General features: G+C 73.5%; 9 protein-coding genes and 1 rRNA gene. 5 read left to right on the forward strand and 5 right to left on the reverse strand.

Annotated features, from left to right (window positions below; genetic code table 11):
* Nucleotides 1-62 precede the first annotated feature (62 nt).
* The 4 genes from ACZ5DC_RS10220 to mtnA form a co-directional block, all read right to left on the reverse strand.
* Nucleotides 63-1,895, reverse strand: a complete 1,833-nt coding sequence (locus ACZ5DC_RS10220; protein ID WP_468651233.1) for an LpqB family beta-propeller domain-containing protein — start codon at nt 1,893-1,895, stop codon at nt 63-65.
* Nucleotides 1,885-3,987 carry an MtrAB system histidine kinase MtrB gene (gene mtrB / locus ACZ5DC_RS10225; protein ID WP_468651235.1) on the reverse strand — a complete coding sequence of 701 codons (2,103 nt, stop codon included), beginning with the start codon at nt 3,985-3,987 and terminating at the stop codon, nt 1,885-1,887. The genes ACZ5DC_RS10220 and mtrB overlap by 11 nt, the downstream gene beginning before the upstream one ends.
* Nucleotide 3,988: 1 nt before the next feature.
* Nucleotides 3,989-4,678, reverse strand: a complete 690-nt coding sequence (gene mtrA / locus ACZ5DC_RS10230) for a two-component system response regulator MtrA (RefSeq protein ID WP_005316841.1) — start codon at nt 4,676-4,678, stop codon at nt 3,989-3,991.
* A 118-nt stretch (nt 4,679-4,796) separates the two neighbouring features.
* The gene (mtnA, locus tag ACZ5DC_RS10235) at nt 4,797-5,942 is read right to left on the reverse strand and encodes an S-methyl-5-thioribose-1-phosphate isomerase (protein ID WP_468651237.1); all 1,146 of its coding nucleotides are present in this window, start codon (nt 5,940-5,942) and stop codon (nt 4,797-4,799) included.
* A gap of 140 nt (nt 5,943-6,082) precedes the next feature.
* Here mtnA and ACZ5DC_RS10240 point away from each other — a divergent pair, with 140 nt between their 5' ends.
* The 5 genes from ACZ5DC_RS10240 to ACZ5DC_RS10260 are packed head-to-tail and all read left to right on the forward strand — an operon-like array spanning nt 6,083 to nt 11,753.
* Nucleotides 6,083-7,468 (forward strand): glycerophosphoryl diester phosphodiesterase membrane domain-containing protein, encoded by a 1,386-nt coding sequence (locus ACZ5DC_RS10240; protein ID WP_468651239.1) that lies wholly within the window; start codon nt 6,083-6,085, stop codon nt 7,466-7,468.
* 4 nt (nt 7,469-7,472) lie between these two features.
* Complete coding sequence (locus ACZ5DC_RS10245; RefSeq protein WP_468651241.1) at nt 7,473-8,261, forward strand: DUF4129 domain-containing protein; 789 nt, start codon at nt 7,473-7,475, stop codon at nt 8,259-8,261.
* Nucleotides 8,258-9,454, forward strand: a complete 1,197-nt coding sequence (locus ACZ5DC_RS10250; RefSeq protein ID WP_468651243.1) for a DUF4350 domain-containing protein — start codon at nt 8,258-8,260, stop codon at nt 9,452-9,454. The genes ACZ5DC_RS10245 and ACZ5DC_RS10250 overlap by 4 nt, the downstream gene beginning before the upstream one ends.
* A complete protein-coding gene (locus tag ACZ5DC_RS10255) occupies nt 9,451-10,443 on the forward strand; it encodes an AAA family ATPase (RefSeq protein ID WP_468651245.1) in 993 nt (330 codons plus the stop codon). Before ACZ5DC_RS10250 ends, ACZ5DC_RS10255 begins: the two co-directional genes overlap by 4 nt.
* Nucleotides 10,443-11,753 (forward strand): DUF58 domain-containing protein, encoded by a 1,311-nt coding sequence (locus ACZ5DC_RS10260; RefSeq protein WP_468651247.1) that lies wholly within the window; start codon nt 10,443-10,445, stop codon nt 11,751-11,753. Before ACZ5DC_RS10255 ends, ACZ5DC_RS10260 begins: the two co-directional genes overlap by 1 nt.
* 96 nt (nt 11,754-11,849) lie before the next feature.
* Here ACZ5DC_RS10260 and rrf read toward each other — a convergent pair.
* Nucleotides 11,850-11,942, reverse strand: a 5S ribosomal RNA gene (gene rrf, locus ACZ5DC_RS10265); the annotation flags it as partial.

Genomic DNA, 11,942 nt, shown 5'->3' on the forward strand with positions numbered 1-11,942 from the left:
GAGCGTCCCGCTCCCGGCCGTCCCGCGCTCAGCCCGGCCGGAGCATGCCGGCCGCCGCGCGCTCAGCCCGGATAGACCGGCGCCGACCCGTCCTTGTCGACCTTCTGCCACTGCGCCCCGGACGGCAGTCGTACGATCCCGTCCTCCGAGTAGGCCACCAGCGGCACCCGCTCGTCCTCGGACGCGGCGACCGCCTTCACGCTGGTGAGCGCGCCCGGTGCCGGGCCGTCGAGCGTGGAGCCGTCGACCTGGACGTACCGCATCTGCTGCACGCCCCCCTGCTCCTGCCCGACGACCAGCAGCCTGCTGTCCCCGGCCCAGGCGATGGCGCTGACCTGCTCCAGGTCCGGTGCCGCCGACCGCAGTCCGTCCACCGAGATGCCCTGCCCGGTCCCGTCGTCGCGCTGGATCCGCCCGATGAAGAGGGACAGCTTGCCGTCCTTCTCCACGACCAGCGCGATCCGCGCGCCGTCGGCGGCCACCCGCACGTCCTCGATCCGGCCGGACAGGTCCGGTACGGCGACCGGCTCCGGTTTCTCGGCGCCCCGTTCCAGGACGAACAGCCGCGGCCGGTGCGGGTCGCGGTCGGCCACCCACAGGTCGCCGCGTGCGTCCCAGCTCGGGGTGGCGAGCCGGTGGTCGGGGGTCGTACCGGCACTGGTCACCAGCGGAGCGCCGAGCGATCCGTCCGACGCCAGCGACGTCACGTACAGCGTCCTGCCCTCGTCGGCGATCCCGGCCGCGGTCTGCTCGTCGCGCGACACCGCCACGGCCCGCAGCCCCCTGCCGGCCTCGCCCAGCGGACCCGGCACCGGCGCGGACGCCGTCCCGGCGCTCCCGGTCTGCATCCGTACCATCCGGTGCTTGCCGTCGAGGAAGTACAGGTAGTCGGGGCGCTTGGACGACCCGTGCCAGGCGACGGACTCGGCGCGCTCCGCGGTCTGTTCGCACAGCCGGTCGCCACCGGTCCCCCGCAGCTCGACGGACTCCAGCGTCGGCGCCAGGTTCCGCAGGGTGAACAGCATCTGCGTCGCCATCTCGGTGCACTTGCCCGGCGCCACCCTGGACGGCTTGAGGTTCAGCGGCACGGTCACCTTGTTCTGGTCGTCCGGTGCCAGCCCGGACACACCCTTCTGCAACGCCGTACCGGTCGGGAAGCTCGACCTGACCACCGGTCCGAGCCAGGTGGTGGGGCCCTTCAGCAGCGAGCGGACCAGCTGGGTCATCGGGTCGACCTTGCTGCGCACGAACACCGGGTCGGCTACCGCCACCGGCTGCCCGCCCACCCCGACGGACGCGTCGGAGGCGAAGTAGTACTTGCCGACGGACGTGTAGTTCCGCTGGAAGTCCGACTTGCCCATGACCACCCCGTCGGGCAGCCCGTCGATGCGCCACTGCCCGTTCTTCGGGTCCTTCGTGAGGTGCAGCTTCTTGCGGTAGGTGCCGTCGGCGGGCTGGTAGGCCTGCTGCGCGTCCACCGTGGCGACCTGGCTTCCGGCCAGTACGCAGGTGACGCTGTTGGTCTCCTCCCGGCCGCCCGGACGGCAGTCGGTCTCGATGGTCGGCCCGTTCGCGAGGACGGTGGTCGACTGCTCGGGCCGCCAGGTGCGGGCCGCGTCGGCCGTCAGGTACTTGCGAGCCGTGTCGTACCCCGGGTCGTCGCTGGTCAGCGCCTCCAGGAAGCCCTGCATGATCTCGCCCGGACCCGCGCCGTCGGCCGGCGGCATGGCGAACACCCGGACCCCGGTGTCCTGCCGCGGCGTGGACTCCACGTCCCGCAGGTCCCCGCTGTCGGGCATCGAGGCACACCCGGCCAGCAGTGCGGCACCCAGGGCGGCGTACGCCACCGCGCGCCACGACCGCCGCCGCGCGCCCCCCTCGCGGTCAGCGGCCACGAAATGCCTCCCCTGGCTCGGTCGAGTCCTCCGGCACGGCCGCGTCCCGCCCGCCCGCTCCCGCGCCGGGCGACGGATGTGCGGCGGGCCCGTCGGCCGGACGCCGTGCGCCGGCGGCGGGCCGGGGCACGACACGCGTGCCGTTGCCGTTGCCGGGCAGGGCGGTCGGGTCGGTGGCCGGGGTGGACGTGGTCAGCCGCGGCGCGATCTCCGCCCGCGGCGGCAGCGCGGGCTGGGCGCCGTTCTGCTGCACCGGCACGGTCGCCCGCTTCTCCTCGCCCGCCCGCGGCAGGCCGGCGTCGTCGAGGCCGCGGTTGCGGCGGGAGTCCTTGGGCTCCAGCGGTATCGGTGAGCCGCGCAGCGGCTCGTCCGCCGTCCTGGGCAGCGTCAGCCGGAACTGCGAGCCGCCGCCCGGCTCGCCCCAGGCCTGGAGCCAGCCGCCGTGCAGCCGCGCGTCCTCCAGGGCGATCGACAGCCCGAGGCCGGTGCCGCCGGTGGTACGCGCGCGTGCCGGGTCGGCCCGCCAGAAGCGGCTGAAGACCCGGGTCGCCTCACCGGGCTTGAGGCCTACGCCGTAGTCCCGCACCGCGATGGCCACGGCTCCGCCCGCCGCTGCCAGCTTCACGACCACGTCCTTGCCCTCGCCGTGCTCGACGGCGTTGACGACGAGGTTGCGCAGGACCCGCTCCACTCGCCGGGCGTCCGCCTCCGCGACGACGGGCTGCTGGTCGCCGAGGACCCGTATGTGCGTGCCCTTGCGCTCGGCGAGCGGCTCGGCACCGCTCACGACCCGCCGGACGACCTCCCTGAGGTCTATCGGCTCGGCCTCCAGCGCCGCCGCCCCGGCGTCGAAACGGCTGATCTCCAGCAGGTCGGCGAGCAGCGACTCGAACCGGTCCAGCTGGTCGGCGAGCAGCTCGGCCGACCGCGCGGTGACCGGGTCGAAGTCCCCGCGCGCCTCGTGGATGACGTCGGCGGCCATCCGGACCGTGGTCAGCGGGGTGCGCAGCTCGTGCGAGACGTCGGAGACGAACCGCCGCTGCATCCGCGACAGGTCCTCCAGCTGCTGGATCTTGCCCTGGAGGTTCTGCGCCATCTTGTTGAAGGCCTCGCCCAGGCGCGCGATGTCGTCCTCGCCGGTGACCTTCATCCGCTCCTGCAGCCGACCGGCCGACAACCGCTCCGCGATCCCGGCCGCCATCCGCACCGGCGTGACGACCTGCCGCACCACCAGCCAGGCGATGGCGCCGAGCAGGACGACGACGAACAGCCCGGCGGTGGCGAGCGTGCCCTTGACCAGGCTGAGGGACTTCTCCTCCTGCGTGAGCGGGAAGAGGTAGTACAGCTCGTACGGGCGGCCGTTGGGGTCGTTGACCTGCTTGCCGATGACGAGTCCCGGCTGCGAGTCCTTGCCGCCGTAGTAGACGATCCGCGTGTTGCTCTGGGCGGCCGACATACCGCTGTTGACCCGCTCGCGCAGGGCGGCGGGCACGCTGGAGGTCGGGTTGACGTTCCCGGAGCCGCGCGGGCTGCGTCCGCCGCCGCTGTCGTCGCCGACCGGCAGCGTCACCACGTCGAAGGCGCCCGCGCCGCCGCTGGACAGCGACTCCACGAGGTCGCTCATCCACTGGATGACGTTCTGCGACTGCCGCCCGTCCCCGGTCGCCGTGCCGTCGCCGGCACCGGTCCCGGCTGCCGTCCCGCCGGCCGCCTCGTCGGCCTTCTGCTTGGCCACCGCGAACCCGCCCGTGGCCTGGCTCTGCGACGCCTTCACCTTCGCGTCGAGCAGGCCGTTGCGCACCTGCCCGATCACCACGAAGCCCAGCAGCAGGACGACGCCGAGCGACATCAGCAGGGTGGTGGCGACGACCCTGAGCTGGATGTTGCGCCGCCACAGCCGCATCACCGGCAGCAGCGGACGGCGCACCCAGCGCAGGAACAGGCGCAGGACCGGGCTGCCCTGCACCCCGCCCTCGATCAGCCCGCCGTCGAACATCGCCCGCCAGCGCGCACCCGCAGCCGTCCGGCCGACAGGCCGCCCCGGGCGGGCCCCAGTACCGCCGGGGGCCGAAGCGGCGCTGTCCCCGGACATGTCAGCTCGGTCCGGCCTTGTAACCGACACCACGGACGGTCACCACGATCTCCGGCCGTTCCGGGTCCTTCTCGACCTTGGAGCGCAGCCGCTGGACGTGCACGTTGACGAGCCGCGTGTCGGCCGCGTGCCGGTAGCCCCACACCTGCTCCAGCAGCACCTCACGGGTGAACACCTGCCAGGGCTTGCGCGCGAGCGCGACCAACAGGTCGAACTCCAGCGGGGTCAGTGCTATCGACTGCCCGTCCCGCTTCACCGAGTGCCCGGCGACATCGATGACCAGGTCACCGATGGTGAGCTGCTCCGGCGCCGGCTCCTCCGACCTGCGCAGCCGCGCCCGGATCCGGGCCACCAGCTCCTTCGGCTTGAACGGCTTCACGATGTAGTCGTCGGCGCCCGACTCCAGGCCCACGACGACGTCGACGGTGTCGCTCTTGGCCGTGAGCATCACGATCGGCACACCGGACTCCGCCCGGATCAGCCGGCACACCTCGATGCCGTCCCGTCCGGGCAGCATCAGGTCGAGCAGCACCAGATCGGGCTTCGCCTCCCGGAAAGCGGCCAGCGCCTTGTCGCCGTCGGCTACGAAAGACGGCTCAAAACCTTCACCACGCAGCACGATGCCGAGCATCTCGGCCAGTGCGGTGTCGTCGTCGACGACAAGGACTCGTCCCTTCATAAACGACATCATCCCATTCTCATAACAGCGACAGGCGCCCTGGTGAGGCAGGTCACTGGCCGGTGACGATAGTCGTACGGGGCCGTCACTGTCTGCCCCTGTCCGCCGACGATGATGCCGCTCGCCGGTGTCAGCCCGACGCCTGCGGGGCCCCGGCCGCTGACCGGGCGCACAGTTCCGCGAGCGCCTCGGCCGTCACGGGCGACACCGCCCCCTCCTCGGTGACGATCGCCGTCACCAGTTCGGGCGGCGTCACGTCGAACGCCGGGTTGTACGCCTGCGTCCCCAGCGGTGCCACCGGAATCCCACCCCCCGCTCCCGCCGCCTGGGGCGCCGCCATCTCGGTCACCTCGAAGCCGGGACGCTGCTCGACCTCGATGGACGCCCCGTCGGGCGTGTCCGGGTCGACCGTCGTCAGCGGCGCCACCACGATGAACGGCACATGGTGGTACCGGGCGAGCACGGCGAGCGGATAGCTTCCCACCTTGTTCGCCACCGAACCGTCGGCCGCGATCCGGTCCGCCCCGACGAGCACCGCGTCCACCTCACCCGCCGCGAACAGGGAACCCGCCGCGTTGTCCGTGAGCAGGGTGTACGCCATACCGCTGCGGGCCGCCTCGTACGCCGTCAGGCGGGCGCCTTGCAGCAGCGGACGCGTCTCGTCCACCCACAGCCGCCGCAGCCGGCCCGCCCGGTGCGCGGCGAGGGCCACCGCGAAGGCCGTGCCCTCCCCGCCCGACACCAGCGACCCGGTGTTGCAGTGGGTCAGGATCCGGTGCCCGCCACCGGACAGCAACTCGTCCAGCAGCGTCAGACCATGGGCCGCCATCCTGGCGCTGGCCTCGGCGTCCTCCTGGTGCAGCGCCCGCGCGGCGGCCAGCGCCGCCACGGCGGCCGCGGTCGGGTCGCCGGTCCGGGCCAGCGCCGCCTGGTGCGCCGCCTGGGCCCGGCGCACCCCGACGGACAGGTTCACCGCGGTGGGCCTCGCCTCTTCGAGCGACCGCGCCGCCTCGGCCACGTCGAACCCCCGCGCGGCGGCGAGCGCGACGCCGTACGCCCCCGCGATCCCGAGCAGCGGCGCCCCGCGCACGGCGAGCGAACGGATCGCCTCCACCAGCGCCGCCGCGTCCGTGCACACCAACTCGACCTCTTCGGCCGGAAGCCTCGTCTGGTCAAGAAGGACCAGTACGGGGCCTTCTGGTGGTTCCTCCCATCGGATCGCCGGTATCTCGGTCGGCCGCCTGTCCCCACCGGTTCGCGCCTGCTGATCAACCATGCCGTCAGTCTGCCCCGGATCCGGCGGACAATTGAAGGCGTCCGGCCCCCACCGTGGCCGGTTACCCGGTGACCAGCACATGGCACGATGGCTGCCAACCTGCCGCCGCGAACGCGGACGGGCACCGAGAAGGAGCTTCGATGACTGACACTCCGGGCTGGGCCTCGCCCGGATCCGCCCCGTCGCCCGAGGGGCGGGAACCCGGTGCGTCCGGCCCCGCCGAGCCCGCGGACCGCCCCGCCCCCACCGAACCCGCGCCGCAGCCGGGCCCGGACGCGCAGGGCCCAGGCTCGAAGTGGTCCAAGGAGCAGCCGCCGGCCGGCCAGTGGTCCGCGCCCACCGGTGCCCCGAGCCCGCACCACGCCCCGCCGCCCGGCCCGGGCTGGGGCGGCGGGCAGCCCGGCGGCCCCGGCCACGGTGGCTACGGTGCCCCCGGCGGCGGATACGGCGGCCCGCCCCCCGGCTACAGCGGTTACGGCAACCCCGGCGGCTACCCCGCCTGGGGCGGCGGCTGGGGAGGTCCCCCGCCGGCGGCCAAGCCCGGCGTCATCCCGCTGCGCCCGCTCGGCGTCGGCGAGATCCTCGACGGCGCCGTCTCCACCATGCGCACCTACTGGCGCACCGTCCTCGGCATCGCGCTGGCCGTCGCCGTCGTCACGGACACCTGCCTGGTGCTCGTCCAGGGCTTCTTCGTCAACGACGCCCTCGCCCGCACATCGCTCGACAGCCGGACCGCCACCCTCGACGACGTCTACCGCTCCCTGCGCGACTCCATGATCGGGACCGGCATCGTCACGGTGATCTCCGCGGCCGCCGTCATCGTCGCCACCGCCCTGCTGACCACCATCACCAGCCGCGCCGTGCTCGGCAGGCCGGTCAGCACCGGCGAGGCCTGGCGCGAGGCCCGCCCGCAGATCCCGAGGCTGGCCGGACTGCTCCTCCTGCTCGGCCTGATCACCGTCGGAGTGATCGTCGTCGGCGCACTGCCCGGCTTCCTGGTCCTGCTGAGCGGCGGCAGCGACATCGGCGGGTCCGCCCTGTTCGCCCTGGGCATCCTCGGAGCCGTCGTCGTCGCGGTGTGGCTGGCCATCCGCTACTACCTGGCCGCCCCCGCCCTGATGCTGGAACGCCAGAGCGTCACCAAGGCCATGGGCCGCTCCGCGAAGCTGGTGCGCGGCTCCTGGTGGCGCGTCTTCGGCATCCAGCTCCTCGCCTGGCTCATCGCCAACATCGTCTCGGCGGTCGTCACCATCCCCTTCGCCCTCATCGGCGCCGCCGTCAGCGGCGACGGCATGGACGACATCCTCGGCACCAGCGGCGGACACGTCGGCTGGGCGTTCCTGATCATCCGGGGCATCGGCTCCCTGATCGGCACCACGCTCACCCTTCCGATCAGCGCCGGCGTCACCGTGCTCCTCTACATCGACCAGCGCATCCGCCGGGAGGCCCTCGACCTCGAACTGGCCCGCGCCGCCGGCGTCCAGGGTTACGGCACCGGCGTCCCCGGCGCCGTCCCCGGGAGCTGATGCGGTGAGCCTCACGGGGGGAGTCCTCTCGGCGGCGCCTTTACCGGGTGCCGCCACCGCCGTCGCGGACCGGCTGCTGCGCGCGACGGACCGGGTCGTGCTCGCGACCGGGGGCTCGGGGGACGAGCCCCCGGTGATCATCGGACGCGATCCCGCACGCGAGGCGGCCCGGCGCGAACTGTCCAAGGGGATGTACCACGAGAACGACCCCAGCCTGCTCCAGCGCGCCCTGAACGCGTTCTGGGACTGGCTCGACCGGGCCCTCGGCTCGGCTGCCTCGGCGACCCCGGGCGGCGCGGTCGGCCTGACCGTCGTCATCCTGTTCGTCGTCGCCGTCCTGGCCGCCCTGTGGTGGCGCCTGGGCACTCCCCGGCGCCGGCCCGCCTCGGCCGCCGTCCTCTTCGACGAGCGCCCCCGCAGCGCCGCCGAGCACCGCGCGGCCAGCGAGGCCCACGCGGCCCAGGGCCACTGGAACCAGGCCGTCCAGGAACGCATGCGGGCCCTCGTCCGCTCTCTGGAGGAACGGGCCCTTCTCGACGTACGCCCCGGCCGCACCGCCGACGAGGCGGCCGCCGAGGCCGGGCGCGTCCTGCCCGCGCACACGGACCGACTGCGCGCCGCCGCCCGTGCGTTCGACGACGTCACATACGGCGGACGCACGGCCGACGAGCCGTCGTACCACCGCCTCGCCGAACTCGACCGCGACCTGGAACACAGCAGGCCGACCCTCGCCACCAGCCCCGCCGCCACCACCACGAAGGCCCGGAGCACCCGCCAGGGGGCCGGCGAGTGACCACCGAGGCCATCCCGACGGCCACCTCCACCGCGCCCACCGGCCGCCAGGTGTGGACCCGCACGCGAGGCATCGCACTCGCCGTCGTCCTGCTCCTGGCCGCGGCCGTCGCCATGGCCGCCGTCCGCTCCACCACCCACCACGGCGACCTGGACCCGCGCTCCCCCGACCCCTACGGCAGCCGGGCCGTCGCCCAACTCCTCGCCGAACGAGGCGTCTCCACCCGCGTGGTCACCACCCTCGGCGCGGCCCGCGCCTCCGCCGGGCCGGACACCACCCTGCTCGTCGCCGTACCCGACCTGCTGACCCACCGCCAACAGGCCGAACTGCACGCGGCGACCGCCTCCTCCGGCGGACGGACCGTCCTCGTCGCGGCCGGCAGCTGGTCCGTCGAACGGCTCGCCCCCGGGGTCTCCGCGGACCCCGCCACCAGCGACGACTCCACCCTCGGCCCGCACTGCACGCTGCCCGAAGCCCAGCGCGCGGGCCCCGCCGACACCGGCGGCATCCGCTACACCACCACCCGCCTCGACGCCGACTCCTGCTACCCCGGCGAGCGCCTCGCCACCCTCCTGCGCGTCCCCGCGACCTCCGGAGGCGGTGACACCGTCGTACTCGGCGCGCCCGACATCCTCTACAACGACCGCCTCGGCGAGCAGGGCAACGCCTCGCTCGCCCTCCAACTCCTCGGTTCCCGCCCCCATCTGGTCTGGTACCTCCCCTCGTTGTCCGACGCCTCCGCCACCGAGAACGGCGAGCGGAAGAGCTTCCTCGACCTGCTCCCCCCGGGATGGCTCTGGGCCACCCTGCAACTGTTCATCGCGGCCGTCCTCGCCGCCTTCTGGCGGGCACGCCGCTTCGGCCCCCTCGTGCCCGAGAAGCTCCCCGTCGCGATCCGCGCCTCCGAGACCACCGAGGGCCGCGCCCGCCTCTACCGCGACGCCAACGCCCGGGACCGCGCCGCCGCCGCTCTTCGCTCCGCCGCCCGCACTCGCCTCGCCCCCCTCGTCGGCGTCCCCGCCCCCCAGGCGCACACGCCCGAGGCCCTGTTGCCCGCCCTGTCCGCCCACCTCGCCGGCGACGGACAGGTCCTGCACTCCCTCCTCTTCGGACCGCCGCCCGGCGACGACACGGCCCTCGTCGCCCTCACCGACCAACTCGACGCCCTCGAAAGAGAGGTACGCCGTTCATGACGGACCCGACCACCGACAACGCCGGGCGGAGCGGGGACCCGGGCACCGCCCGGGCCTCCCTGGAAGCCCTGCGCACCGAGATCGCCAAAGCCGTGGTCGGCCAGGACCCCGCCGTGACCGGCCTTGTCGTCGCCCTCCTCTGCCGCGGACACGTACTACTAGAAGGAGTCCCCGGGGTCGCCAAAACGTTGCTCGTCCGCGCCCTCGCATCGGCACTCGAACTCGACACCAAACGCGTCCAGTTCACCCCGGACCTGATGCCGACCGACGTGACCGGCTCCCTCGTCTACGACACCCGCACCGCCGAGTTCTCCTTCCAGCCCGGCCCGGTGTTCACCAACCTCCTCCTCGCGGACGAGATCAACCGCACCCCTCCCAAGACCCAGGCGTCCCTGCTGGAGGCCATGGAGGAACGCCAGGTCACGGTCGACGGCACCCCCCGCCCGCTCCCCGAGCCCTTCCTCGTCGCCGCGACGCAGAACCCGGTCGAGTACGAAGGCACCTACCCCCTGCCCGAAGCCCAACTGGACCGTTTCCTCCTCAAACTGACGATCCCTCTGCCCACCCGGCAGGACGAGATCGACGTACTCACCCGGCACGCCTCGGGGTTCGACCCACGCGACCTGCGCGCCGCCGGCGTACGCCCGGTCGCCGGCCCCGCCGACCTGGAGGCGGCCCGTGCCGCGGTCGCCAAGACGACCGTCTCCCCCGAGATCACCGCCTACGTCGTGGACATCTGCCGCGCCACGCGCGAGTCGCCCTCCCTCACCCTGGGCGTCTCCCCACGCGGCGCCACGGCCCTGCTCGCCACCTCGCGCGCCTGGGCCTGGCTGACCGGCCGCGACTACGTCATCCCCGACGACGTGAAGGCCCTCGCGCTGCCCACTCTGCGCCACCGGGTCCAGTTGCGCCCCGAGGCCGAAATGGAAGGCGTGACCGCTGACGCGGTCATCAACGCCATCCTCGCCCACGTACCGGTCCCCCGCTGATGGCTCTCACCGGACGCGCCGCCCTCCTCGCGGCCCTCGGCTCCATCCCCATCGGCATCCTGGAACCGAGCTGGACGGGCATCCTCGCGGTCAACGGCCCCCTGGCCCTGGCCTGCGCCTGCGACTACGCACTGGCCGCACCGGTACGCCGTCTCCAGCTGACCCGTTCCGGCGACAGCTCGACCCGTCTCGGCGACGCCGCCGACGTCACACTGACGATCACGAACCCCTCCCGCCGCCCGCTGCGGGCACGACTGCGCGACGCGTGGCCACCGAGCAGCTGGCAGCCGGACACCGAGATCGCCGCATCCCGGCACGGGCTGACCGTGCCACCGGGCGAGCGCCGGCGCGTGACGACCCGACTGCGCCCCAACCGCCGCGGCGACCACCGGGCCGACCGCGTGACGATCCGCTCCTACGGCCCCCTCGGACTCTTCTCCCGCCAGGGCGCCCACGAGGTCCCCTGGACAGTACGGGTTCTGCCCCCGTTCACCAGCCGCAAGCACCTCCCGTCGAAACTCGCCCGATTGCGTGAACTCGACGGCCGTACCAGCGCGCTGACCCGCGGGGAGGGAACGGAGTTCGACAGCCTGCGCGAGTACGTTCCCGGTGACGACACCCGCTCGATCGACTGGCGCGCCACGGCCCGGCAGTCCGCCGTCGCCGTCCGTACCTGGCGCCCCGAACGCGACCGGCACATCCTGATGGTCCTGGACACCGGCCGTACCTCGGCCGGCCGCGTGGGCGACGCACCGCGCCTGGACGCCTCCATGGACGCGGCCCTGTTGCTCGCCGCTCTCGCCTCACGCGCGGGCGACCGCGTGGCACTGCTGGCCTATGACCGCCGGACTCGCGCCCTGGTCCAGGGCCGCGCGGCGGGCGATGTGCTGCCTTCTCTGGTCCATGCGATGGCGGCCCTGGAACCGGAACTCGTGGAGACCGACGCTCGCGGCCTCACCGCCACCGCGCTCCGCACCGCGTCCCGCCGCTCCCTGGTCGTGCTCCTCACGACGCTGGACGCGGCACCGGTGGAGGAGGGCCTGCTTCCCGTGCTCCCGCAGCTCACTCGACGCCACACAGTTCTGGTTGCCTCTGTGGCGGATCCCTACATCGCCCGCATGGCACAGGCCCGGGGGGACGCGGAGGCGGTGTACGAAGCGGCGGCGGCCGCTCAGGCGCAGGACGAGCGTCGGCGCACTGCCGGGCAGCTTCGCCGCCATGGGGTGACGGTGGTGGACGCGACGCCGGAGGAACTGGCGCCGGCGCTGGCGGACGCGTACCTGGCTCTCAAAGCGGCGGGTCGGCTCTGACAGGCTCCGAACCGCCGGCGTCCCTTCGGGGATGTCTCAGGGGCCTGAAACGCAGAAAACCCCCGCACCGAAGGTGCGGGGGTTTTCCCAAAAATTGTTCGGCGGCGTCCTACTCTCCCACAGGGTCCCCCCTGCAGTACCATCGGCGCTGTGAGGCTTAGCTTCCGGGTTCGGAATGTAACCGGGCGT

The sequence above is a fragment of the Streptomyces sp. NPDC031445 genome (assembly GCF_055581365.1).